Source organism: Burkholderia sp. Ac-20345 (genome assembly GCF_017104825.1).
Classification (GTDB): domain Bacteria; phylum Pseudomonadota; class Gammaproteobacteria; order Burkholderiales; family Burkholderiaceae; genus Burkholderia; species Burkholderia lata_B.
In genome coordinates, this window is sequence record NZ_JAAGPO010000002.1 from 140,237 (window position 1) to 165,992 (window position 25,756).

Genomic DNA, 25,756 nt, shown 5'->3' on the forward strand with positions numbered 1-25,756 from the left:
AAGCCTCTCCCTCGGTCACGAACCGATCACGGTCGCGCCGCAGCCCGTCTTGTCACCGACGTAGCCGACAAGGCGACCGCGATGCGTGCGCGGACCCGTCGCCAGCAGCGGAAAAATGCCGCCGCATTTCGGACACATCACCCCGTGCTGATCCAGCGCGACAGAGATGCCGTGATGCTTCAACTCGTCAGTCGCCTCGACGACCTTGCCGCCGTGATCGGTGGTGTCGCCCAGGCGCACCATATTTCGACCTTGCGCATCCTGCATATCCAGCTCCGATGTAAATGGGTGATTCCGTTACATGCATCAATTCGACACGGTCACTTCGACGCGACGGTTTCTCGACCGCCCTTCCTTCGATACGTTATCGGCCAGCGGATCGGCATCGCTCTGTCCCACCACGCTGATGCGGTCCTTCGGCACGCCGGCCGCCGCGAAGATCTGCGCGACCTGCTCGGCACGGGCCTTGGACAGCGCGTGATTCGAACCCTGATGGGCGGAGTTCGCCGGCACGTTGTCGGTGAATCCCGTGACGAGCACGTGCATCGTGGCCGGCGAGGCCGCGATGGCCCGTCCGACCGATGCCATCATGGACGCCCACCACGGGGCCGCCGTCACATCGCCCGACGCATACATTCCGTTGAATCTGAGCGTCAGCGCGTTGGCCATCGGGTCCTGGATCAGCTCGACATTCCCGGCGGCGACTTCGTCGCGCAGTTGCTCGCGCAACACCTCCCCCAACCGATCGATCGGTAACGGCGCCTGCGTGGATGGCTCCGTGTGCAACCATCCGTTGACTGCGGCGTAGCCTCCCGCACCCGCCAGCAGCGCTGCCACGGCACCGGCGACAATCCACCAGCGTGACCGACGCGCGCGAGCCGGGCGTACCCATGGATCGACCATCCGTCCCGACGATGCGACCGACTGGCCGCCTCGATGGTCGGGGGCAAGGCGATCCACCGCTGCATTTGGCGCGTCGACAGGTTCCGCGCCCTGTTCTCCTGCCATCACCACGCCGTGCACGCGCTCGCGAATGTTCAGCAACCGTCGCGCACCATCGTGCTCAAAGCGATATCGTCCACGAAAGCCAAGATCGAGGACGTTCTGGAACAGTTCAATCAGGTCGAGTTGACCGCGCGGGTCGTTCAGCACCTCGTCGATCACATGGAAGACGCGATCGCCGCCTTGTCGATCATGGCCCATCGCCACAGCGAGGCTGCTGGCCTGCCACTCGGTGCCGGTCCCTTCGCCTCTGCCCCAGCGGGTTTGCATCGCAGCCTCGTCAAGGGCGGCGCTCAGGCAATAGCTCGCCCGCGCAACCTGGTCCGACGGCAACTCCAGCTCACGACACACCCGCAAAAACATCCGCAGTTCCTGTTCAAGCCACTTGCGCCGCTGCAAGACGGCGTCAGGTTCCAGTGCGGCGGGCGTATCCGCCAGCGCGAGCAGCAAGACGCGCGCAGATTCAAGCAACGGATTGACCGATTGCACCGCCGCCTTGAGTCGCGCGCTGAGCGGCGGCGACGCCAGAACGCCGGCGTAGTTTCGCGAGTCGAGTGTCGAAGTCGTCACCGTGCCTGCCCCTTGCCGTTACTGGGTGACATTTGCCGGGCTCGCCGGCGTCATACCGCGCGGCAGCCCAGGGGGCGGCCCGCTATCCGACAGGTTGAACACCGGCATCGAACTCGGACAGCGGAAGGTCCTCAGCACGTCGCTCGTCAACGGATTCGCCACGCTCCCTGTACTGGCAATATCGAGCACAGCCTTGCGCCCATCAAAATCGAAGGCGACGCGGGTACGGCCGGGCGTGGCGGTTTCAATCACCTGCCCCTTCTGGAGCAAGCGCATCAGCGCCCATGGGCCATCGGCCGCGCTTGTCGACGTGTCGGGACGGATGCGAGGATTGGCAGTGATTTCCGTATGAACGCCGCCGCGCGGCCCGGGCCACGTCACTGCAAACGGTGCAACTGGACCGTGCTGATAGAGCGTCGTCTGCCCGTCGATGTCAAGCGACAGGCTGGTGATCGTCGGATCCAGTTCCGGAATGCGGATATCGGCCTTCCACGTCAGCTGTTTATGGCCGGGGTCGTTGAAGAAGACATCACGGATCGCTTTCGCATGCTCGAACGGCTCAAGGCTCGGCCCCTGGACGGGTTCCGTTGCGCCGGCCAGTGTCTTGTAACGCCACGGCTTCGCCGAGGTATCGACGAACGGCGCCAACGTCTTCGCAAAGAAGTCATCGATCACGCCACCCTGCGCAAACACACGGGTGAAATCGTCGATGCTGACATCGCGCTTGCTGTCGGGCGAGAACGGATAGTTTCCCTCGATGGTGAGCCGGCACGTGTCACCGACGACTGCCTGCATCTGACGCGACAGGAGCTGACCGATCCCCTGATTGACCTCATGCGAACCGTCCGCGGCAAGCTGCAGCAGCACTGCACGGAACGGCGCCGGCATCGTGTTGGCCGTCATCTTGAGCTTCGCGGCCGTGTCACTCGCCGGCGGCATGCTGTTGTTCGACAGCGCGTTGTCGGAGACCGTGAGCGCCGTGTAGTAGTCGTTCAACAAGTTCGTCACGCCGTCGAGACCGGTCTTTCCGGCCTGGGCGGCCACCGCTTGGGAGCCGGCCTGAGAATCGGCATTGCCCGTCACGACCTCGCGCAGCGCGGCGAAATGGTTGTCGACGAGTTCGCGTTCGACACGCTCCGATGCGCGGATGCCAAGCGCCTTGTCGGCCTTCTGGTTGAGTTGGTCGGCCGCCTTCTGCAGAAATGATCCGTCCGATCCGGTGACCGGTGCCGTGAGGGTCGTTTCATGCACGGCCGCGCGAGCGAGGCGGCCGAGCGGCGAGTCAGGCGCCGCGAAGCTGCGCAGCACCTGAAGGTTGAACGCAAGGCTCGTGCCGCTCACCGTCCGGATATCGTTGAGAAACGCGTCCCATTGTTGCGCGTACTCCAGCAGATACTCACGACGAACTGCGTCTGTCAATGCATCGTCCGCGCCGGTTACCGTGCTCACGATCTCAGCCGTTTTTTTTTGAGCCTCGCCCAGGTACGAGCGGCCCATCACCCATGCATCATCGTCGCGCGCAATCTGCACAAACTCGGGAAGCCGCTTGTCGAACAGGTTCCGGTAACCATCGAACGAGAAGAGACCCGGCACGCCGCGCGAGAGCGGCTGGCCGCTCGCCCGCGTAAACACGGTGCCGGCCTGCGGCCCGACCGCGCGCAGCAACGTGAACTCGTCCGGCGCCTCCTTCAGCATCGCGGCCTTCGCGCGCTGATACAGGCGATCCGTCGCGTTGCTGCCGTCGAGAAACGCACGAGCCTGCTGGATCAGCGCATCGTTACGGATGAGCGGCGATTTCACGACACGGTCGCCGGAGAAGAGCTGCTGCACGTGGTCGATCATCGACGCACGACCGCCAAAAATCGCTGCGCTGTCGTTTTTCGCCCAGTCGTCGAGCACCCAGGTCTTCACGTCGCCGGCATTGAATTTCGCCTTATCGTAAAGCATCAGGTACACGCGCAGCGCATCGTAAGCGGCCTTCGGATCCTTGTTGGCGATCGCACCGGACATCACGTCTTCCATCCGATGGACGATTTGCGGCACCAGCAGGTTGTCCTCCAGCGCATCATAGGTGTGACCACTCTCCGTCACGATGTTCGGTGGCGTATAGAGGCCATACCGCCATGCACTACCAGGATCGGACAGGTCCAGATTCGGAAAGGTCGGCAAATAGCGCGCTTCGGTCAGCGTGTCGGGCACGGCCTCCGGTTTCGGGTCCTTGTACAGCTGGGTCACGCGGGCCGCCAATGCCTGGACCTTGCGACCAATGACGTCGAGGTAGTCGCTGTTGTTGCCAAAGCTCACGCGCAGTCCGAGTGCGAGCCAGACGAACAGCAGCAAGGCGAGCGCATGGCCGACCAGACGCAGCAGCCGATAGCGGTATTCCCAGCGCAAGTTGGGACTGACAAGGTGCGCTTCCGGAAACACGACCCGAGTCAGGACGTCGTGCAGGAAGAAGCTCCGGTTGCCCTCATTGTCGGCGGCAACTGCCTGCCCTTGCTTCGGCGCAAGGCGTTGCACGACCGTGTCGCGCTCGGCAACAACGGGGCCGCCGCCTTGCTGCGCGCTCGTGAAATAGACGCCGCGAAGTGTCGAATGAAGCTGCGTATCGTCGTAACGGGAATCCAGAAACACCCGATCGATCAGGTCGACGAGCGGCCCGACCAGCGCGGCGAACTCCTCCGGCAACGCGGCGAGCTGCCGACGCTTGTGCGTCTCATCCTCATCCTGCAGGCGCGTGTGAATCATGCCGGACAGCCGTCCCGCCATCTGCATCAGCTCATCGCGGCAACGCGCGCGCAAGCCTTCCTTCGCAACCGTCTCCTTGCCGTACGGCAACGTGAAACCCCATGCTTGCGCGCGGCTCTCGGCCGTCAGGCCGCTGAAATACTCGGCAAACCCCGTCAGGCGGTCCATTTTCGTGATGAGCACGTAGACCGGGAAACGGATGCCGAGCTCACTGCGCAGTTCGCCCAGTCGCGCACGCAGCGCCGACGCCTCTGCGAGGCGTTTCTGCTCATCTGCTCCAACCAGCGAGTCAAGATCGACGGCCAGCAGCGCGCCATTGATGGGGGCACGGGGGCGGTGGCGGCGCAGCATGCCGAGGAAACCCAGCCATTCCGCGCGATCAAGCGCCTCGCGTTGCTCAGCCGAATCGGCACGAATCGGAACGATATTGGCGCTCGACTTGGCAACGGCCGCCGGCTGGGTATCGCCGGACGCATCGGCCTTCGTTGCCTCGCTGCTTGCCTTACCCTCACCCGATGCAGCCGTTGTCGGCCGATCCGAGGGTGGGGCCAGCCCCTCACCTTCCTTCGCCGTCGAGGTGCCATGGCGCGTGTAATAGCCGGCCGTGTCGATCAGCACCGCATCGTTGGTCAGCCACCAGTCCACGGCCGCGGCGTCACCCGTCGAGGTTCCGGCCGCCCGCTGCATTTGCTCGGCGATCGGAAACGCCAAGCCACCGTTGAGCAGCGCGCTCGTCTTTCCTGTCCCTCGCGAACCGAGTGTGATGTACCACGGCAATTCATACAGGTAGCGCTTGCCCTGGAACAGCTTGCCCGGTCCGCGCGCCCCCGTGCGCATCGATTTCAGCCGCGCCAGCGCGCTCGCGACGATTGCTTCGACCTTTTTCAGACGCGATGCAGCAGGGGATTCCTCCGTCTTGCCGCCGAAACGCAGCACTTTTTTCAGGAATGCCTCGTCCTCGCGCATCTTCTGCCAAAGCCGAAACATCCAGAACAGCGCGAACACCACCACCACCAGCGCAATCGCGCCGACCCGGGCCGACACCGGTTCGAACGGCGCAGTGTGGCCGAACGACAGCAAGGGTGCCGCATACCAGATCAGCAGACACAACAGCGCGACGAACACGATGCTCGTCGACGAGCCCCCGAGCCAGAGCAACATGCCCACGAGCACCAGCGCGATCAGCAGCACCCGCATGCCGGCGCCAGCCAGCGGCTTGAGCCCACCGAACGCGAAGAACGGTCCGACGAACCAGATCACCAGCGCGACAACGATCAGCGCGAGGAACGCGAGAAACTGGCGCGATGCGAGAAATGACAAAAACTTCTTCATGGTCTATTCCGGAAGCAGATCTGGCCTATTGCGCGACGACGATCTCGACGCGCCGGTTCTGCGCGCGGCCCTGAGCAGTGCGGTTATCGCCAATCGGATCGGCGTCGCCCTTGCCGACTGCTTCAAGACGGTTGGCCGGTACACCGGCTGCTTGCAGCATCTGCAGTACCTGCGTCGCCCGCTCCTCCGACAGCGCTTCGTTTGAGGGGAACTGGCGGCTACGGATCGGCAGGTTGTCCGTGTACCCCAGGACGGTGACCTTACCCGGCACCTTCGCGATCTCCCCCGCGATTTTTGCGACGAGCGGCGCCATCGCACTCTTGATCGTGACGCCACCAGGCGGAAACATCGCATCGCCCCGGAACGTCACTGCGCTGTGACGTGCATCCTCGTCGACGCTGACGGTCCCTGCCGCGATTTCGTCCTTGAGCAGTTGCTTCAGATGCAATTGCGGCGGTGCGGGCGGGGGCGTCATCCGGCCGATATCGGCGATCTGCTTTTCCACGGCGGCACTGCGGCTCATGAGTTCGTATTTGAACCAGCCGAACAGACCCAGCAGAATCACCGACAGCAACGTGACGGTGATCCAGACCGGAAAATCATAGAAAGACATCCGCTTGCCTTTCACATCCGACTGCCAGTGAGGCGATAGCGCCGTGGGTGCGATCCCGCGTTGCGAGGTGATCTCGGTGTAGAGCCGTTGGCGAATCGCATCGTGCTTGCGCTTGCCGTTCGCCTCGTGTCGATAGCGCCCTTCGAAGCCCAGGCTGAGAATCTCGTAGATGACTTCCAGCAAATCCTGATGCTCGCGCGGTTCGGCGAGCAGTCGGCCAATCAGCAGATAGACTTTCTCGCCGCCCTGACGGTCCTCATGGAACGTGGTGGCAAGGCCGTTGCTGATCCATTCGATCCCGGACGATCCCCCCTTCCCCCATGCGGTCTGCGTCGCCGCCTCATCGAGCGCCGTGCACAGGCAGTAGCGCGCGCCGATCGTGTGGTCGCGGCGAATGTTCGTCTGCTCGCAAAGCTTCTGGAACGTGCGCACCTCCTGTTCGAGAAGGTCTCGAAGTGCGAAGGTCTCCTCGGGGGCGAGACGGTCCGGCATGTCCGCGAGCGCACGCAGGAGCGGCCGTGCCGCTTCCCGCAACGGATTGGACGCCTGCTCGACCGCAATGAGCCGCTCCCGAAATGGAACGACGGTCCCGCCCGTTGAAGCGGACTGCTGGAGAACGGATGCAGGCGCTGTTCGTTCCTCGGACACACCGGTGCCGGTAGATGAATTGCTCATGGACAGACGTAGCGGATCGCGTTTCGTGAATTCATGGTTGCCGTTTCGTGCTTACGCGCGCACGCCCCACAGTTCGAGTTTGATCGACGGGAACTCGCCCGCCACGTGCAGCGCGAGCCCGCCGTGGCGCACCACTTCGTCCCAGAGCGGTCCACCCTGGGTCAGCTCGTAATAGATATAGCCCGCATTGAACGGAATCTGCCGCGGCGGCACGGGCAGCGCCTGCAAGCCAATGCCCGGCAGGTGGCTGCGCACGAGGCTCGGGAGCTTGTCGGACGGGCCGGCCTTCGCTTGCGCAAGGAATTGCTGCTGCAGTACGTCCGGCGGCATGGCCGCATGCACGGCCAGCACGACGGCGGTAAATCCCTGCATGTCGACCGGATCGACCACGGCGTTTCGCATGCCATGGCCACGGTCTTCGAGTGCGATGCTTTGCGCGCTGCGCACCAGCACGGCGTTGAGCAGCCGATGGGTATCGTCGACGACCGGCTTCAGACACAGGTGCGGCGTCGTGTGCTGATAAGGCGGATGCGTGTCGAGCGGCCGGCGCGTATCCGTGCGCAGATGTGTCGACAGTTCGCCTGCCATGCTGATCAACAGCGCATAGACGTCGGCCGGCGACGTGGTCGGCACGCGCAGCATGTGCTGCAGCAGCGGCTCATACCGGTTCAGGATCTGCAGCAGCAGGTAGTCGGTGACCGTCGCGGCGCTCGCAGTGGTCTCGTCGGTGCCCGCCAGCCGTTGCGCAAGCGCATTCGCACGCAGGCGTGCGAGATCGTGAATCTTCGTGACCCAGCTCGTCAGCAAGCCGCTCGCACCATAGCCCGACACCGGAGGAACGAGCGTGTCGTCGAGCTCGATACTGCCGTCCGCGCGAATGGTCTTCACACGCGTGAGCGCAAGGCCGATCCACGCATCGCCGAGCTCCTTTTCGGGCATCAGGCGCAAACGCAGGTTCGACAGCTGCACCGGCTCGGGCGCAAGGCCAATCGAGTTCGTATCACGCAACTCGGTATCGAACACGAGGTAGCGCGCCAGCGAATCCGGCGTGTTCTCGAACGTCGTCTCTTCGCAGTTCGGCAGACGCACCGGCACCGCCAGATAGATCACTTGATCGAGGTGCTCCGGCCGGATCGTCAACGGCGGCGGCAGCGGCGTGTTGCCCGGCGCATCAAACGGCGAGCCGTCGGCAAAGACGCCGGCGGCGGACTTGACGATCACCTTACCCAGCGCCAGCGATTCCAGGTCGAGCGCGTAATGCGCAAAGCCAAAGAAGAACGGCGACAGCGGCGCCGCACGCATGTGCGCATACTTCTCGAAGTAGCGATCCTGTTGCTGGAACAGTTGCGGACGGAAAAACAGCCCTTCCTGCCAGGCGACCTTGGCGTACCAGCTCATGCGTATCGTCCGTTTCGTTGAGCGACGTGATTCATTTCTTGGTTTCCTCGATCTTGACGGCCTTGGCCTCAAGATCGACAGTCAGTTTCAGCTTTGGCGTTGAGATGCGGTACCACGCCTTGTCGGGCGACGCAGGCATTGTGTAGACCGTCCGCCAGACCGAATTCGGCAGGTCGCGATAGGCCGCAATCACGCCGATGGCGGTCGTATCCGCCGCGGGTCGCCGCACAATCGTCTGGTGCTCGCCGGGACGCAGCTGCAGCTCGTCGCGCTTGACGACATCGTCCGCCAACACCGTCTTGTCCTGCGTCTGCAACGTAAAAAAATCTGCTGCCTTGAAGGCGTTGTCGTTCTTCAGTTCATAGAGGCGTACGACAATCGGCGCCGCGCGGCCACGATCGTCCGGGTTGACGTCGGCCTGGGCGTTGACGGTCAACTCAAGCCGGATCGGCTCCTTGGGCTTCGGCTCGCCACTCGCACAGGCCGAGAGAATCGTTACGCTGGCGAGCGAGGCGGCAGTCAGGATCGAACGCATGCAGATATCACCTTGGGAGACGGAGGCAGGCGCTGCGCGTGCGGCAAGACAACCGTGCCGACGCGCAGCGCAACGCCTGCTTACGCTTCCTTGTTGCCCTTGATGTCGAAGCTGGCCGTGACGGCGCCGCCGCTGCCGCCCTGCGCGTTCTGCACGACATACTCTTGCTTCACCTTCGCGAACGACAGCGACACCGTCTCGCGGCTCTTTTCTGCGTCCAGCTTGCTGCCCGACGGCTTCACGCGCGTGACGATCACGTCGCTCATCGTGACCTTCAGGTACTCGAGCGGGTTGCCGCCGGCCTTGCGCATCACGAGCGTCGCCTGGTCGATATGCTTGCCCGTCAGCGCGTACTTCATCAGGTTCGGGCTCGCGCGATCGATGTTGTGCTCGAACGTCAGATCCTTGACCGTCGCCTTGCCTGCGCCGCCGCCGCTGCCGGCATGCATCGTCGACTCCTGAAGGATTTCCCATTCCCAGCTCAGAACTTCGACTTCGTCCTTGTGCTTGTCGTCGAGCGATTCGCCGTTGATGCCGTCGATTTTGAGGAAAATATCCTGTGCCATACGTAGTACTCCTTTTCTTAAATCAATAAAAAGATGCCGCGCACCACGAGAGTGATGGCTTAATGCGCGGCCAAAAGGGCCAGCTTACCTCTCAAACTCAAGCAGCTTCTTTGATCGACGGAAGCTTGGTAACGAGTCGCAGCGAAACCGTCAGCCCTTCGAGCTGGAAGTGCGGGCGCAGGAAGAATTTCGCCTGGTAGTAGCCGGGGTTGCCTTCAACATCCTCGACGAGCACCTCGGCGGCCGCGAGCGGCCGGCGTGCCTTGGTGTCCTGCGACGAGTTGACGGGATCGGCATCGACGTAGTGCATGACCCACTCGTTCAGCCAGCGCTGCATGTCCTCACGTTCCTTGAACGCGCCGATCTTGTCGCGCACAATGCACTTCAGGTAGTGCGCGAAACGCGAGCACGCGAACAGATACGGCAGACGTGCCGACAGGTTCGCGTTGGCGGTCGCATCCGCATCGTGATACTCGGCCGGCTTTTGCAGCGACTGCGCACCGATAAAGGTTGCGTGGTCGGTGTTCTTGCGATGGACGAGCGGAATGAAGCCGTTCTTCGACAGTTCGGCCTCACGGCGGTCCGAGATCGCGATCTCGGTCGGGCACTTCATGTCGACGCCGCCGTCGTCCGTCGGGAACGTGTGGCACGGCAGGTTCTCGACGGTGCCGCCGGACTCGACGCCGCGGATCAGCGAGCACCAGCCATACTGCTTGAACGAGCGGTTGATATTGACGCCCATCGCGTACGCGGCATTCGCCCAACCGTAGCGGCTATGGTTCGAGCCGTTCGTGTCTTCTTCGAAATCGAACTCGTCGACCGGATTGGTCTTGGCGCCATACGGCAGACGCGCGAGGAAGCGCGGCATCGCGAGACCGACGTAGCGCGCGTCCTCCGTGTTGCGCAGCGAATTCCATGCCGCGTATTCGAGGTTCTGCGTGAAGATCTTCGTCAAATCGCGCGGATTCGCCAGCTCCTGCCACGACTCCATCTGGAGCACGGACGGCGCCGCGCCCGTGATGAACGGCGTATGCGAGGCCGCGGCGACCTTCGCGATCGAGCCCAGCAGGTCGACATCGGGCGGCGTATGGTCGAAATAGTAGTCGGCGACGAGGCACCCGTACGGTTCGCCGCCAAGCTGGCCGTACTCCTGCTCGTAGATCTGCTTGAAGAGCGGGCTTTGATCCCACGCCAGCCCCTTGTACCGACGCATCGTGCGATGCAGTTCGGTCTTCGAGACGTCCAGCACACGGATCTTCAGGTGCTCATCGGTCTCGGTGTTCGAGACAAGATGGTTCAGGCCGCGCCACGCGGACTCCAGCGCCTGATAGTCCTCGTGATGCAAGATCAGGTTGATCTGCTCGGAGAGCTTGTGATCGATCTGCGCGATGATGGCCGCAATGCTCTTGTACGCATCGTCGCTGATCGTGATCGACTGGCTCAGCGCCTGTTCCGCGAGCGTCTGTACGGCAAATTCGACCGCCTCACGTGCTTGCTCGGTCTTCGGACGGAATTCCTTCTCAAGCAGTTGCGTGAAATCGGATTGGGTGCCCGCCTGCGCTTGTACGGCCTGTGCTTGCTGTTTCGCCATGATGGTGTTCCTCGATCGGTCCGTCGGTCAGTTCGCTTCGTTCTGGTCGGCTGCACCGTCGTCGTGACGCTCGGGCTTCGGTGCCGCGGCCAGCGACTTGAGCAGCGCCGGATCCTGCAGCAGTTGCGTGACGAGCGCTTCGGCACCCGACTTGCCATCCATGTACGTTTGCAGGTTGGCCAGTTGCGTGCGTGCCTCGAGCAGCTGGCGCAGCGGCTCGACCTTGCGTGCGATCGCTGCAGGTGAGAAGTCCTCCATGCTCTCGAAGGTCATGTCGACCATCATCTGGCCTTCTCCCGTCAGCGTGTTCGGCACCGCAAATGCGACGCGCGGCCGGATGGCCTTCATGCGTTCATCAAAATTGTCAATATCGATTTCCAAGAATCGTCGATCCGTCACGGCCGGCAGCGGCTCGGACGGGTGCTTGCCGGACAGATCGGCGAGCACGCCCATGACGAACGGAAGCTCAACCTTCTTCTCCGACCCGTAGACCTCGACGTCGTACTCGATTTGCACGCGCGGCGCACGATTGCGCGCGATGAATTTCTGCGAACTGCTGGAAGCGGACATGGACAGGCTCTCCTGGACGGTGGGAAGTGGACTGGACGCTCAGTTGAGCGACGCGTCCAAATGGATAGGCGATGCATCGAACGTCAGCGCACGCAGCGGCGCGGCAGCGGGATCGGCAACACCGATTGCGATGCGCGCGATCGCAGCCTTCGACGTGAAGGCGTCGAGCCAAACGGCGGACAGGCGCGGCAGGATGTGTTGCTCGATAAAGCCAATGAGCACGCGGGCGCCGGTCTCCTGGACGAGACAGCGGCCGACGATGTAGTCGACCACCGCGTCATCGAAGGTCAGCGCGATATCGTGGCTGTCGGCCATGCGCTTCACGACACGGCCCAGATGCAAGCGGACGATGCGGGCGAGCCCATCGTCGGCCAGCGGCCGGTACGGCACCACCGCCACCCGACCAAGAAAGGCCGCCGGAAAGGCTTTGAGCAGTTCGGGGGTAAGCGCGTCCCGCAACCCGTCCATATCCGGCGCGAGCGCCGGATCGGCGCACAGGCTCGCAGTCAGGTCGGAGCCCACATTGCTGGTCAGCAGGATGGTGGTGTTGCGGAAATCGATGTGGCGACCGTCGCCGTCTTCCATGTAGCCCTTGTCGAACACCTGGAAGAACATTTCATGGACGTCGCGATGGGCCTTCTCAACCTCGTCGAGCAGGACGACCGAGTACGGACGGCGGCGCACGGCTTCGGTCAGCACCCCGCCCTCGCCATAGCCGACATAACCGGGCGGAGCGCCCTTCAGGCCCGACACGGTGTGGGCCTCCTGATACTCGCTCATGTTGATCGTGATCAGGTTTTGCTCGCCACCGTACAACGCCTCCGCGAGCGCCAGCGCGGTTTCGGTCTTGCCGACACCGGACGGGCCCGCGAGCAGGAACACCCCGAGCGGCTTCTTCGGATCGGTCAGGCCGGCCCGCGCGGTCTGCACGCGCTCGCCGATTACGCGCAGCGCATCGGTCTGGCCGATCACACGGGCTTCCAGCGTTTCGGGCAGCCGGCGCACGGCCGCGACCTCGTCCGTAACCATGCGACCGACCGGAACGCCGGTCCAATCCGACACGATCTCCGCCACGATCGCCTCGTCGACCTCCGGAAACACGAGCGGCGCATCGCCCTGCAGGTTAGCCAGCGCGCGCTCAAGCTCGCGGAGCCGCTCAAGTCGCATCGGCGAATCGTCGTGCTCTACCTCCGTGCCCTCACGTGCTGCGAGCAACGCTTGCGCAGCCGTGGCTTGCTCACGCCAACGCGTCTCGACCGCGGCCTCGTCCGTCGCCAGCGCGTCGATACGTGCGCGTACGCTGGCCAACGCTTTGTCCGCCTCCAGACCGATACGGGCCTCCTGCACGAGCAGCGCCTCTTCAGCGCGCGCGGCAGCGAGCCGCTGGCGCACGTCGTCGAGCTCGCGCGGAGTCGCGTGTTGCGACAGCGCCACCCGCGCGCAGGCGGTATCGAGCAGGCTGATAGCTTTGTCCGGCAACTGGCGCGCCGGAATGTAGCGATGCGACAGCGTTACCGCGCCGCGGATAGCCTCATCCCGCACCACGACACCGTGATGCGTCGAAAACGTTTGCACGAGCCCGCGGACCATATCGATGGCGGCGGCTTCAGACGGCTCCGCGACCTGCAGCACCTGAAAGCGCCGGGTCAATGCGGGATCTTTCTCGATATGCCGCTTGTACTCGGCCCATGTGGTCGCGCCGATCGTGCGAATCGTGCCGCGTGCCAAGGCCGGCTTCAGCAGGTTGGCGGCGTCGCCCGTGCCAGCCTGGCCGCCCGCGCCGATCAGCGTATGGATTTCGTCGATGAACAGGATCACCGGCACGGCCGACTTGGCGGCCGCTTCGAGCAGCCCCTTCAGGCGGGCCTCGAATTCCCCCTTCATGCTGGCGCCGGCGAGCAGCGCACCAACGTCGAGGCTCAACAGGCGCACGTCAGCGAGGTTCGGCGGCACGTTGCCCGACGCGATAGCGCGAGCGAGTCCTTCCACCACGGCCGTCTTGCCGACACCGGCTTCACCGGTCAGCAGGGGATTGTTCTGCCGGCGACGCAGCAGCACGTCGATCATCGTGCGGATCTCGAGTTCGCGGCCGACAACCGGATCGATCTCGCCGGCTCGAGCGCGCGCCGTCAGATCCGTACAGTACTGTTCGAGGGATCCGCTCTTTTGCGCACCCGGCATCGCACCGGACGCCTCGCCCGGCGTGGCCGGCGACAAATCGCTATGGTCGTAAGGGCCGTCGGCCGCCTCCGGTGAGCCAGCGATCCACGCAGGCAGCACGTCGTCGAGGCCGTCGGCCGGGATTTTGCCGAACGCGGGAGAGATGGACAGCAGCACACGCCGCAGGTCGGGCGTGGACACGAGTGCCGCGATCAGCCACCCGCCGCGCACACGGCGGTCATCGTATTCGAGCGTCGCAAGGACCCAAGCGCGCTCGATCGCCGATTCGATCTGCCATGAAAAGTCGCTGATCGAGCTAGCGCCGGCGGGTAATGCGGCCAGTGCCCGTGCGAAATCGCGCTCAAGCGCATCCCGGTCGATGTCCGCGTGGCGCACGATCCGTTGGAGGTCGCCGTCCGGCTGCTGCAGTAGCTGGTGCAGCCAGTGGATGAGCTCAACGAACGGGTTTCCGCGCAACTTGCAGAAGCTGGTTGCGGATTCGATGCCGCGGTAAAGCTGGACCCCGAGCTTACCGAACAATGCTTGGCGTGAAATGGTCATGATGGTCTTTTTTGTTGGCTACGATGCCCCGAGCACCCCGTCAGACCTATCAGGACTCCTACACGGAAACCTTACCTGATGGAACCGAAAACACTCGATATATCGTTCTCTCTCCGATCCGAGTCAAACGGCCCACTCGGATTGGTGCCGCATTATTCGCACGAAACCGAAACGCCGTCAACGCATTCTCGATGTCAATCGCATTGAGAACGAATCGCGATCAATTCATTCGCGCTCTCTCTTGCCAGCATCGTAATCCCCGACGCCGACCTTGGCCGTACCGACGATTCCGCACCAGAAGAAGTTAATCTAAGTCCTTGTTTTTTGAGATAAATTGAGACTTGAGTATTTTTGATATTTTCACACATTTTCGCAACCCGTTGATTTTCAAAGGACTCGCATTTAACAATTGACGATCTCTGACATTTATTGACGACACTCAAAAATCGTTAACCACCCCACTTGAACTCTGGATTATTGCTACTGCGATGGACGAGCCACCGGTACTCGTGTTTAAAATGCGGAACCCTCGTCATCGGACATCTAGATGCGCTCCCTTCGCCTACCCTGGCACCGCCAACCAGACTTCTCGCAAACCGAGCCGGTGCTTGGCGAGAGGCAGGCGTGGCGCACCCCCGATGTGGCCGGGTCCGACCTCGCGGCAGACGAAATGGCCGGGCATCTGCGCACCAGCGACAACGTGCTTGACCAGCTCGGCATCGGGAGCATGGACAGCGCGTCGGCGCATACTCGCGCTTCGGCTCGCGCGCCCGCTGCTGCCGCCGACAGTCCCGACGCCCTGGTAGATACGTTGCACGCGCAATATTGGCGCGCGCTGACCGATCCGCACGCGGCGGTCAGCACCGAGTGGGCGCCGATGGTGGATGAACCAGCCGCGCATGCCGCCAGCCCGGACCCCCAGGACGCTCTTCACGCGCACGGCGACCTCGCAGGTTCCGATTCGATTGAAGCGTTGCTGTTTGGCAATCGCACGCTCGAGGACGTGTTCGAACGACTGGATGGGCAGGCCGAGGCCGCACTCGGCGATGAACCCGTTCCGGAAATCCTGCGGCTCTTTGCCCCGCCCGAATATCAAGCAGCGGCCGCGCGACGCGGGCCGGCTCTACCGCCCGCGCTCACCCGGCGCGAACACCACGCGCTGACCGTGGACAGTCCGCTATCCGCCCCCTCACGCAAGGACGAAGGATGACCCGGCTCACTGCCTCCGACACGCCCCACACCCATCGCTTGGGTGAGGCTCCCCTCAGCGAGCAAATCGAGCGCGTCTCGGCACGCCTGCGGGCTCAGCCGACCACCGCATCCCATCGTTGGGCGCTGTTCCAGCTGCTGTGCGTCACCGGTGAGTGGACGCGCGCGATCCAGCAATTGCAGACATGGGCGAAGCTCGAGCCAGGCCAGGCGTCAACCGCGCAGGTGTATCGCGACTTGATCCGGGCCGAGCGCTGGCGAAAACTCGTAGTCGAGGGAAGCGAGCGCCCGGGCTTTGTGCTAGAACCGCCGGCGTGGGTCGACGGGTTGTTGAATGCGCTTCACTTGACTGCCGGCGGACAGATTGAACAGGCCGACGATGCACGTGAGACCGCACTCGACGCCGCGCCGAACGTCGCGGTCAGGACCCCTCAAGGAAAGGCCGCCTGGATTGCCGATAGCGATTCCAGTTTCGGCCCCGTCTGCGAAGTCATCACCGCCGGACACTACCGATGGGTACCGTTCAGCGATCTCGCAGCATGGCACGTGTCGCCACCGGAAAAGCTTGTCGACTTGGTGTGGGCGCCCTGTACGCTCACGCTCGTCGACGGCGCACTCGTCCACGGCTTCATGCCGGCCCGGTATCCGAGCTCCGAAACGGGGGGCGACGCCATGCGCCTCGGGCGCGAAACGGTCTGGCTGGAGAACGGGCGAACCGGCGTCACAGCACTTGGGCAAAAGACCTGGGCGACGGATCAAGGCGACTTCAGTCTGTTCGAGCTGGCGAACACCGAGTTCGGCGCGCGTATTGCCGACGGCGCGACCATTGGCGAGCACGTCGATGACTGAGCGCAAGAAGCTCTCGCCGATGGATGCGCTCGCGGTCCGGACACCTCGGCGGGTCAACGCGCACCTGATGCCCACTTTGCTCGACCGGCTGCGCGACGACGCGCCGCATCGACAGGTTGAAGCTCCGGAGGAATATACGGTCACGCGCAAGCAGATGCGGGACATCGTGCAGCGCGACCTCGCCTATCTGCTCAACACGACGAGCATCGAGGACCAGATCGATCGCACGCGCCATCCGCATGCGGCAGCCTCGACAGTGAACTTTGGCGTGCCGCCGCTCGCGGGAGCCTTTATCGCGTCGCGCCAGTGGAACGACGTCGAGCGCATGATCCGGCAGGCCATCACGGATTTCGAGCCGCGGTTGCTTCCAGATTCCCTTGTGGTGTCCCCTCGCCCCGGCAATGACGCCGCCGGCGAACATCACAACGTCCTCGCATTCGAAGTTCGCGGGCTGATTCACATGGATCCGTATCCACTCGAATTCATGGTGCAAAGCTCGCTGGATCTCGAAACGAGCGAGATTCGAATCACCGGCATGCGCACCAGCTGAGCGCAGCGCGGCACAACGACAACAACGAGAACATTCCGATGGACCCGCGACTGCTCGACTACTACAACCAAGAACTCATCTACATGCGCGAGCTCGCCGCTGAATTCGCGCATGCTCACCCGAAGATCGCGCGGCGCCTGGGCATGCAGGCCGGCGAAGTGGCCGACCCCTACGTCGAGCGCCTGATCGAGTCGTTCAGCTTCATGGCTGCACGCATGCAGATCAAGCTCGACGCGGAGTTTCCGCGCTTTACCGAGCGACTGCTCGAGGTGATCTACCCGAACTACGTCGCGCCCACACCGTCGATTGCCGTCGCGCGCCTGTACCCCGGCAGGACCGAAGGCAACCTCGCCAAAGGGTATCGCATCGCGCGTGGCACCTCCTTCACCGCACGCATTCCCGACGGAGAGAGAACGGCGTGCCAGTTCACGAGCGGACAGGACGTGACGCTGTGGCCGCTCACGATCACCGAAGCCCGCCTGACCGGTATCCCGCCGGACATTCCGGGACTCGCGCGATACGTCCCGCCCGATACGCAGGTGCGCGGCGCCTTGCGGCTCCGGCTGGCGACGACGGGTGACGTCCGGATCGCGGACCTGAAGGGACTCGACCGGCTCCCCGTCTATCTGGCCGGCGATGAGCAGGTCGCCTCCCACCTGTTCGAGCTGCTGCATGTCGGCGCAATCGCCTCCGTGATTGGCGCACCCGGAGAGTTCGGTGCATCGGGCCGTCCGCCCGTGGCGGTCACTCAAAACGCGGTGGAGCACGAAGGCTTGCGCACCGATCAGAACCTCTTGCCGTTGACGTGGACGAAATTTCACGGGCACAACCTGCTGCACGAGTACTTCGCGTGCCCGGCACGGTTCTGGTTCTTCGCGTTGACCGGCCTGGCCGAAGGCCTCTCGAGAGTGGAGGGTCGCGAGGTGGAGATCGTCGTGCTGCTCGACCGCGCACCGGCCGAGCTCGCGAACCTGGTCGACGCGTCACGCTTCGCCCTGTTCTGCACACCCGTCATCAACCTTTTCAGCAAGCATACCGACCGGATCGAGCTCTCGCCGCGCGAAACCGAGTTTCATCTGGTGCCGGCGCGGCTCGCGCCCCTCGACTACGAGGTATTCTCGGTGGAGACCGTGTACGGCCGCGTGGCCGCGACGTCCGCCGAACTCGAGTTCCGTCCGCTCTACCAGACGCTGAACAACGATGAAGGCAACCATGGGCGCTACTTTTCGACGCGACGCGAACGACGGCTCGTGTCCGATTCGGCGCGCCGCTACGGTACGCGCACGCCCTACGTCGGCACCGAGGTATTTCTCTCGCTTGTCGACCAGAAAGAGGCGCCCTATAACGAGAACATCCGCTTCTTGTCGGTCGACGCGCTCCTGACCAACCGCGATCTCGCCACGCTCGTGCCGCGCGATGGGGTGCACGATCTGGAGACCGCCGAGTCCGCCCCGGTCGAGAGCATTGGCCTGATCCGAGCGCCGAGTCCGCCGTTGCCGCCGTATGCCGAGCGCGAGATGGCCTGGCGTCTGATCCGCCAGCTCAATTTCAACTACCTGCCGCTCGACGATCTTGATCACCGTGAAGGTGGCCAGGGTCTGCGTGATCTGCTTCGCCTATACCTTGCGGACGGCGATTCCGGACAAGGCAGGCAAGTGGAAAGCCTCGTCGGCGTGAAGACGCGCCCGGTGACGCGCAAACTGCCGGGGGCCGGCCCGATGACGTTTGGGCGTGGCATCGAGTGCGCGCTGACGGTCGACGAAACCGGCTTCTCGGGTGTGAGCCCCTATCTCTTTGGGGTCATTCTCGAGCACTGGCTCGCGCGGCACGTCTCGATCAACAGCTTTACGCAGACCGAATTGCATTCGATGCAGCGCGGCCGTATCGCGCGCTGGCCCGTGCGCACCGGCACGCGCGGAGTCCTGTGATGAAGCGCGCCACGCTACCCGCGCTGCTGCGCGACAGCACGCTGTCGCCCGAGCTGCTCGAACGGCTGCAGGCCGAACCGTGGCGCTTCGGGTTCCTGTCTCTCTTGAGACGCATCGGCGCGAACCCAGCGATCGATCCGATCGGCACCGCGCGCCGGCCGCGCTCCGAGCCGTTCCGGCTCGGCCAGCAGCCGAGCCTGGCCTTTGCACCGCGTGAAGTCGCGAGCGCGCAAGAAGCCGACGGACGACTGAAAGTGCGTCTGTTCGGTCTCGGCATGCTCGGCCCCAATGGCCCGCTGCCCATCCACGTCACCGAGATCGCGAAGGATCGCGAGGACAGTCGGCGGGACACGACGACGGTTGATTTCTTCGACATCTTCCATCACCGCTTCTTCACGCTGTTCTATCGCGCATGGGCCTCGGCCCAGTCGGCCGCAGGGCTTGACCGACCAGGCGAAGAGCAGTTTTCGTTTTACGTCGCAAGCCTCACCGGACAGGACGTCGGTGAGTGTCGCCAGCGCCCCCTTCCGTCACACGCGTGTCTGGCCGCGGCGCCGCACCTCGTGCGCGAGTCGCGCAATCCGGACGGTTTGCGCGCGACGCTCGAACGCTACTTTGGCGTGCCGGTCGCAATCGAGGAGCACGTGTTTCACTGGATCGAAATCGATCCAGCCGACCGTGGCCGCATGGGACGTCCTGGCGCGGCGGCGACGATGGGACAAGGCGCGATGCTCGGCCGCGTCGCCCCGGATCGTCAGCATCGGTTTCGGATCGTCATCGGGCCAGTCGATCTCGACGCCTATCTCCGCTTTACGCCCCAGGGCGAGGATCTGCCGCGGCTCGTGGAATGGGTACGGGCGTTCGTCGGCTACGAGCTGGAATGGGAGCTCGAGCTGCGCATCAAGCCCGAGAGTGCACCACCGGCGGTGATGGGCGGCCGGCAGCGCATGGGCTGGTCCGGATGGCTGGGACGTCCGGACCCGCATAAACCCATTACAGGCATGCGTTTCGAGCCCGAGCGTTACGTGCGCCATTTCGATCGCCGCGCCACTGACTCCAAAAATTGACCATGAGCAAGAAGCAATCCGCCACGCACGGCAAACCCAGCCACGCCCCGGTCACGGGCGCGTCGCACTTCGACTGGCTCACGCCCGTGAGCGACAGCGCGCCCTGCGGCCCGGATCTCGAATACGACCACGATTTCGTGGTCCTCTTCGCGGGCGCTGCGCCCAGGCCGGACGTGCAGTACGGCGCGTTCGTCGGCGGACCCGATCCGCTCAACTGGAGCGAGATCGAACGCGACTGCCGGCGCCTGATGCTGCGCACGAAGGACATGCGTGTCGCAGCGCTCTACACGCGTTGCCGCACCCGCCTGGGCGGTGCGGTCGGCCTCGCGGAAGGAACCGGACTGCTCGCGACATGGCTACAGACGTTTCCGGACAACCTCCATCCACGGGCAGGCATTGACAATGATCGCGAGGCCGCAATGGACATGCGGATGAATGCGTTGCAGGGGCTCGCGGACCCCGATGGCCTGCTAGCCGACGTGCGGGAAATCGTGCTGATGAAGTCGACCGCCACGCGGCTGCAGGTGCGCGATGTCGAGCGCGCATTCGCGCATCCACGCCCGGCCGACGCCATCGCACCCGACTCAGTCGAGCAGCAGCTGCAGGATCTCCGCCTGCAGCAGCCGGCGACCATGGCCGCCTTTGACGAGACGATCTCGAACCTCGCTGCGATCAACATGTGGTGCGCCGCCCATCTGGAGTCGTACCTACCCGACTTCTCGTCCCTGATCCGCCTCCTCCAGCTGCTCCAGCAAAGCGACCAGCACATCGAATCCCCACCGACTGACACATCCACCTTCGGCGCCGCCGATCACGATGGCAGCCTGACGGCAGGAGCGCATGCGGCGGAATCCCCGCTGGTGCCGCACAACGGCGAGCAGCTCGACACTACCCAACCGCCGTCCGTCGCGGCGCGCGTGGATGGCGCGCCCGCCGACCGACAAGCGGCGCTGGCCTTGATTAACGCGGCACGTCACTGGTTCGAGACACATGAGCCCAGCAGCCCGGTTCCGGTTTTGCTCAAGCGCGCCGAGCAGTTTGTCGGGAAGCGCTACGCGGAAGCTGTGAAGGCGATCCCTGCTGACCTTCTGGCGCAATGGGACGAGGCCGAAGGTCCGTGATACCGATAAACTTCGAACGGATCATACAGAATGAAAATCGACAGATCTTCCGAGTTCCAATTTTCGACGGGCATCGGTGACCTCAAGCGAGTAGTCCGGGAACTCCCGCCGAAGCCACGCGAGAACGAACCGCGTCAGTCGCGAACGCATTCGCGACTGCTGGTGCTCACGGCCGCGATTGCGGTTTCAGCGTTGCTCACGTGGGTGTGTCTGGATGAGATATTGATTCAGGACAGGCCGGTTCCGGCCCACCGCTGACGTAGAGATTTCCTGTTCGCGCGAACTTGTGCAGGAACCGTCCCGCGTTGGTCACCGCACTCTTCGCGCCGGCGTTTAGCTGGACGGTATTGATCGAAAGAGTGACCTGCACCGAGAACAATGCAAAGCATCGCGATGCCGCGAATAAGATGTGGAAGAGTGAGTGCTACTCGTGCGTGGTATCAGGCGCAGCCGGTCGGTAGTAGAACGCTGCGGCGACAGCCACGCAGGTCCCCATGGCAAGCCCGGCGACACTCCATGTAGGAATGTGAACGCGGTCCAGCAAGTCCAGTAGCAAGAGAGGTTGCATCGAATACCCTTTGGAAGGATCAAACAGGACGGCGATCGCCGGCACTCCATAGCCCTCGAAGTCGCGCGATACGAAACAGTTGGTAGTCGGTCTCGAGCCCCATCCATGAGCGGAGATCGTTTTGGTTCGTGCCAGCCATGAGGTTCCGCAAGGCATAGGTGTTGCGAAGCACCGCGGCGCCCCTGTCTTGGCCGTTGAATTCGACCGCCTCGAGCGCGGTACTGATCAGCGAGTACACGCTGTTCTCAGCCAACGGCTCATCTGACGGTACGGGATCGCCGCCGCCCGCGCTTGATGGAAACAGATAGCGCCACTCACCGCCCCGTTCTTGAAGGCATCGGATCCACGTCGTAAGAGGCTCGACACACCATCCGGCGAGGGGCACAACGTGAGCACGGCGTGAACCGCTCGCCGTACCGGGCGTGACCAGTCGCTCATTCGTGAGCTCTACCTTTTCGAGTTCGATGTGGATGCCTTCGAACAGCGTGAGACCTGCCCCAGCGAAAAGCGCCAGCATTGCCCGGTTTCGGCACGCAGTCCAAGTGTTGGTTGGCATCGAAAGGATTCTCTCGCGCAGGTGAGCATCCTGCTTTGAATCGAGGCACTCGGGAAGCTTGCCTTCTGACCGAACTCCAGTGCGTTTGCTGAATTCGGCCAGCAACGCGACCGCGGGGTTCGCCTCTCGAAGACCGAGATCAACCAGGTGCTCGAACACGTCGTTGATCAACCGAACGTACCGCTGCGCGGTTCCGCGCTCAGCCGCTACCTTTCTGGGCGCATTGCCCTCACCGGCTTCCCGCTTCCCTGCCAGCGTCGACAGAAACGCTTGTATCTCGTCGGGGCCGACCGACAGAACGGAGGCCGGCACGTCCCGACCGTAGAGGAATTTCAGGAACTTGCCGTACATCGACGCGCGTTGCTTCAGCGTCTGCGAACTGAAGGGGTTCCCACGGCCGTCGACGAGCTCGCGTTGCCATTCGACAAATGCGGCTGAATTCACGCTATCCCAGTTGACTGTCGGCTCTGCCATGTTCGAGCCCTCCTCGGCCCTGATCCTGTAGACGGGGTTTGGCGAATCGTAGATTCGCCTTGTTGTGGATTGTAATCGCCTAAGCGTATATAACCCACGCAAATTTCGCCAAAAATTCCCCGCCTCCTGGTGTTAGCCGGTTACAGATTCAAGACGGTTTGGTCCATTGCCTTCTGTTGTATGTTGCTGACGGTTTGACGATCAAGCGATCGCTCCAGCACAACCCTTGCGGCTTCGGGCGTCAATCCGGCTTGGCACGCGCCCGCACAGCGTAGGCTCCAGAGGTATGCGTTCACGCTGTCCCTGCCCTGCACATACGCATTCGCGAGCATCGCCGCGGCCAAGGTCTCGCCGGCCGACCACGCTGCGTCGTAGAGTTGCACGGCACGCACGCGATCCGCCGGCACGCCTTGGCCCGCGACCAACACGGCCGCCGCAAGCATCTCGTACGTCCTCGATTGGTCCGTCACTTGCCCGTCGAGCGATCCGGCCGTCGAGACGATGCTTGTAGCCACCTCCGGCCGCGCGATGATGCTCCGGATATCCTCACTGAGATCATCGGTTGCATTGGCAGACAGCGCTCCGATGGCGACTCGGCCGGCGCCGACGTTCCCAGCAAGGAGTGCATCCTGGAGCAGGCCAATTGCGGCAGCTTTCATCGACGCCAGCTCTTCCGAGCACGCCTTCTGCATCGAGAAGTGATAGATCCCGTTGTAGTCGTCGCACTGCTCCGCAACGGATTCACGTGCGATGCGAATTCCTGTGAAGCTCTTGGCCGGCTCGACGTCTTTGCCCATTTGCCGCTTGACGGCGGCCTCGGCATTGGCGCGAAGCTGAATGGATGGATCCGGACCGCATGCCGTAAGCAACGACGCCATGGCGACAGCGGTCGCCACCCAGACGACCTTCACTTTCCCGCGCATACCCTGATTCCTTCGCAATGTGAAATGATCCTCGCGTGCCTCGATTTGACACGCCGCCATTGAATGATGCCGAACGACTGATGAAAAACAAGCGCCCTCAATCACTGGCGCCATACAGGAATTCTCGCTAGGAAATCGCCTCGCCGCCTTACGCTACCCACCCGTGAGCAACGTAGCGCCGCGCAGATGCCTCGTTCCCGTGCACAACAACGGACTCGTCAGCGAGCATGCCAACCATGTCGTAATGCTCGACGAAGTCGGCGATGCTTTCGCTCAATACCTTGAAATTCGCCCGAGTCGCGTCCAGAACCTCGAACTTGAGAATTTCACCCGCCACGTAGCTGTCCGTCAGTTCGGCACCAGCACGCTCGATATCGGCGAACTTCGTTTCAAGAACCTTCCCGATCGCGAACTGGATCGCTTCGATATCGCACTCGCTCCCAAGGCCGGGGCGTTGACGGTGGGGAAAGCCGTCGGTGGAATTGAAGGCAAACACCAGAGAGAATGAGGGAGGGGAATCCGAATCGTCGTAACGCGCGATGATTCTTCCCCAGGGCAGTTCGATTGTCGGAAGGGGCTGACTCAGTTCTTCGAGGATGCTCTTTCGTCTCTGCTGGTACACCCGATGCCCTCGCTTGATTCCCAGGAGGTCCAGTTCCTGGTCGGCCATGTCCTCGAGCATGAATTGAGGCAAGGATTTCTGCGGCCAGCGCGCCAGATCCTCCGCGCTGAAGCCCTTCCGAATGAGAGTTGCTGCATCCACCTGGGAACGTAGAGCCGTCGTCATATATTTGCGTGATCCATGGCCGTACTTTGAATTTGTCCTGCTCGTGGGCAGGATCCTGCCAGGATATTCGCACCGAGAACGCTTCTCAGCTATCGCGAAACATGTTCAATGTGCGGCCTGTTTCCTTCGCAAGCACTTTCAGCAGGATTTCTGGTGCGGAAAATAGAAAGCCACTCGCAAGGAGTGGCTTTTGAACTGCTGGATACATCCTTCCTGACCATGGGCGGATCAGCTATGCCGCCATGACCAATGCGGTCTGATGTCCCCGCTTTTGCATACCGAGAATCTCCCTCACTTCCGCACACGCGCCGCCCAGCAGCTCGCGCACATAGCTTCGGAAGTCTCGTTGACTGGCCAGAGCCTGCCAGTCGCCCGTGAAGGAAAATCCACCCAGCTGCGCCGAACCGACTTCTTCCCCGTCATGTTCGAGCTGAACGGAGACCATCACCGCCCCTTGCCGACCTTTGGCGATCTCGATCATGTCGATGAGGTCGTAAAGCCGGTCGCCGCTGTCGGCCAGATACTGCGCCTCTTCCTGTTGAACGCTGACCTTCAATCCGAAGTCGCCGAACGTGCGATCGACAACAACGCTGGCGTCGCTCGGCGACGCTTCGATGCACGCATAGCCGTCATCCCGGAGTCGTTGCGAAACGCTGACGATGTCCTCCTCGACGAGAGACAGCAGAAGCGACATCGCCTTGTCTTCCGCCAGCGTCAGGTCGGTATCGTAGCTGCGATCGGCCGTCATCGTGTGCTCGTGTACGTAGCGATGTTCGCTCGAGGTGATGTTGATCCGCTCGCCTTTTCCCACCGCGCTGAACACCAGGCTCATGAAGACCGGCTTGTCGGCCAGCAGGCGACGCGCCACGACCTTCGCATCGACGCATCCGGTGAAACGCATGCCGTCGCCCTGGCAGTAACCGAGACTCCAGCGAACATCGTCGACCGGATAGCCGAGGCTGGCCAGGATGAACGCAAAGTACGTTTGAAAAATGTCGGACATCTCCGACTCTCCAAAAAATTGGCTCAACGGATTACCGTGTGGAATCGCTGCACCCGGCTCGCCCAAACTCGAATGTCGTGCGGCCCCTGTTGCGGGAGAACCCACAAGCAGCCACGGTCCTCATCGGCATCAACTACTACGCCAGTCCTGCCGTCTCTGAGCGTCACGCCCGCGCCTTTTTGGGCCAACCTGCAAATGGCCGCTGCTTCATCTTTTGTCATTTCCATTTTTTATCCTTTACACACGAATTTCCGAATAGCCCAAAAATTAGGGCCGACAACGTCGGCCCCAGACAGAACATGTGAGTGTTTTACAGCTTGGGTTTCATCATGCCCTCGCACGCGGATGCGATCGCGAGAGCGATGGGGAAACCGAACGCCGTCAAACAACCCCAAACCAG

General features: G+C 62.9%; 22 protein-coding genes. 8 read left to right on the plus strand and 14 right to left on the minus strand.

All coding sequences use genetic code 11. The features are described from left to right. Positions 1–15 precede the first annotated feature (15 nt). The 10 genes from G3O06_RS01760 to tssH form a co-directional block, all read right to left on the minus strand. Complete coding sequence (locus tag G3O06_RS01760; protein ID WP_205814715.1) at positions 16–267, minus strand: PAAR domain-containing protein; 252 nt, start codon at positions 265–267, stop codon at positions 16–18. A 39-nt stretch (positions 268–306) separates the two neighbouring features. Further along, a complete protein-coding gene (gene icmH, locus G3O06_RS01765) occupies positions 307–1,572 on the minus strand; it encodes a type IVB secretion system protein IcmH/DotU (protein WP_205814716.1) in 1,266 nt (421 codons plus the stop codon). An 18-nt stretch (positions 1,573–1,590) separates the two neighbouring features. Then, positions 1,591–5,652, minus strand: coding sequence for a type VI secretion system membrane subunit TssM (tssM, locus tag G3O06_RS01770; protein ID WP_205814717.1), 4,062 nt, complete (start codon positions 5,650–5,652; stop codon positions 1,591–1,593). A gap of 25 nt (positions 5,653–5,677) precedes the next feature. Further along, positions 5,678–6,940: a type VI secretion system protein TssL, long form gene (gene tssL, locus G3O06_RS01775; protein ID WP_205814718.1), complete on the minus strand. Its 1,263-nt coding sequence runs from the start codon at positions 6,938–6,940 to the stop codon at positions 5,678–5,680. 51 nt (positions 6,941–6,991) lie between these two features. Further along, positions 6,992–8,338: a type VI secretion system baseplate subunit TssK gene (tssK, locus tag G3O06_RS01780; RefSeq protein WP_205814719.1), complete on the minus strand. Its 1,347-nt coding sequence runs from the start codon at positions 8,336–8,338 to the stop codon at positions 6,992–6,994. Positions 8,339–8,369: 31 nt separating this feature from the next. Next, positions 8,370–8,873 carry a type VI secretion system lipoprotein TssJ gene (tssJ, locus tag G3O06_RS01785; protein ID WP_205814720.1) on the minus strand — a complete coding sequence of 168 codons (504 nt, stop codon included), beginning with the start codon at positions 8,871–8,873 and terminating at the stop codon, positions 8,370–8,372. 80 nt (positions 8,874–8,953) lie between these two features. Continuing rightward, positions 8,954–9,439, minus strand: coding sequence for an Hcp family type VI secretion system effector (locus G3O06_RS01790; RefSeq protein WP_205814721.1), 486 nt, complete (start codon positions 9,437–9,439; stop codon positions 8,954–8,956). A 97-nt stretch (positions 9,440–9,536) separates the two neighbouring features. Beyond that, on the minus strand, positions 9,537–11,030 hold the full coding sequence (gene tssC / locus G3O06_RS01795) for a type VI secretion system contractile sheath large subunit (RefSeq protein WP_205814722.1): 1,494 nt from the start codon (positions 11,028–11,030) through the stop codon (positions 9,537–9,539). Positions 11,031–11,057: 27 nt separating this feature from the next. Beyond that, positions 11,058–11,600, minus strand: a complete 543-nt coding sequence (gene tssB / locus G3O06_RS01800; protein WP_205814723.1) for a type VI secretion system contractile sheath small subunit — start codon at positions 11,598–11,600, stop codon at positions 11,058–11,060. Between the two features lie 39 nt (positions 11,601–11,639). Then, positions 11,640–14,321, minus strand: a complete 2,682-nt coding sequence (gene tssH / locus G3O06_RS01805) for a type VI secretion system ATPase TssH (protein WP_205814724.1) — start codon at positions 14,319–14,321, stop codon at positions 11,640–11,642. Between the two features lie 547 nt (positions 14,322–14,868). On the opposite strand from tssH, the gene G3O06_RS01810 reads away from it, so the two are divergent. The 7 genes from G3O06_RS01810 to G3O06_RS01840 are packed head-to-tail and all read left to right on the plus strand — an operon-like array spanning position 14,869 to position 21,303. Continuing rightward, on the plus strand, positions 14,869–15,531 hold the full coding sequence (locus G3O06_RS01810) for a TagK domain-containing protein (protein ID WP_205814725.1): 663 nt from the start codon (positions 14,869–14,871) through the stop codon (positions 15,529–15,531). After that, positions 15,528–16,379, plus strand: coding sequence for a type VI secretion system accessory protein TagJ (locus tag G3O06_RS01815; protein ID WP_205814726.1), 852 nt, complete (start codon positions 15,528–15,530; stop codon positions 16,377–16,379). The genes G3O06_RS01810 and G3O06_RS01815 overlap by 4 nt, the downstream gene beginning before the upstream one ends. Next, positions 16,372–16,929 (plus strand): type VI secretion system baseplate subunit TssE, encoded by a 558-nt coding sequence (gene tssE, locus G3O06_RS01820; RefSeq protein WP_205814727.1) that lies wholly within the window; start codon positions 16,372–16,374, stop codon positions 16,927–16,929. The genes G3O06_RS01815 and tssE overlap by 8 nt, the downstream gene beginning before the upstream one ends. A gap of 38 nt (positions 16,930–16,967) precedes the next feature. Further along, positions 16,968–18,857, plus strand: coding sequence for a type VI secretion system baseplate subunit TssF (gene tssF / locus G3O06_RS01825; RefSeq protein ID WP_205814728.1), 1,890 nt, complete (start codon positions 16,968–16,970; stop codon positions 18,855–18,857). Continuing rightward, positions 18,857–19,924: a type VI secretion system baseplate subunit TssG gene (gene tssG / locus G3O06_RS01830; protein WP_205814729.1), complete on the plus strand. Its 1,068-nt coding sequence runs from the start codon at positions 18,857–18,859 to the stop codon at positions 19,922–19,924. The genes tssF and tssG overlap by 1 nt, the downstream gene beginning before the upstream one ends. Before the next feature lie 2 nt (positions 19,925–19,926). Then, a complete protein-coding gene (locus G3O06_RS01835; RefSeq protein WP_205814730.1) occupies positions 19,927–21,045 on the plus strand; it encodes a type VI secretion system ImpA family N-terminal domain-containing protein in 1,119 nt (372 codons plus the stop codon). A gap of 30 nt (positions 21,046–21,075) precedes the next feature. Continuing rightward, entirely contained in the window at positions 21,076–21,303 is a 228-nt protein-coding gene (locus G3O06_RS01840) for a hypothetical protein (protein WP_205814731.1), read from the plus strand. 329 nt (positions 21,304–21,632) lie between these two features. Here the strand turns inward: G3O06_RS01840 and G3O06_RS01845 are convergent, their stop codons facing one another. From G3O06_RS01845 to G3O06_RS01860, 4 genes are all read right to left on the minus strand, one after another. Further along, entirely contained in the window at positions 21,633–22,643 is a 1,011-nt protein-coding gene (locus G3O06_RS01845) for a site-specific integrase (protein WP_205814732.1), read from the minus strand. Between the two features lie 140 nt (positions 22,644–22,783). After that, a complete protein-coding gene (locus G3O06_RS01850; RefSeq protein WP_205814733.1) occupies positions 22,784–23,566 on the minus strand; it encodes a hypothetical protein in 783 nt (260 codons plus the stop codon). 148 nt (positions 23,567–23,714) lie between these two features. After that, positions 23,715–24,353 carry a hypothetical protein gene (locus G3O06_RS01855; RefSeq protein WP_205814734.1) on the minus strand — a complete coding sequence of 213 codons (639 nt, stop codon included), beginning with the start codon at positions 24,351–24,353 and terminating at the stop codon, positions 23,715–23,717. A 232-nt stretch (positions 24,354–24,585) separates the two neighbouring features. Then, positions 24,586–25,356: a hypothetical protein gene (locus G3O06_RS01860; protein ID WP_205814735.1), complete on the minus strand. Its 771-nt coding sequence runs from the start codon at positions 25,354–25,356 to the stop codon at positions 24,586–24,588. A 38-nt stretch (positions 25,357–25,394) separates the two neighbouring features. Here G3O06_RS01860 and G3O06_RS01865 point away from each other — a divergent pair, with 38 nt between their 5' ends. Further along, entirely contained in the window at positions 25,395–25,661 is a 267-nt protein-coding gene (locus G3O06_RS01865; protein WP_205814736.1) for a hypothetical protein, read from the plus strand. Positions 25,662–25,756 lie beyond the last annotated feature (95 nt).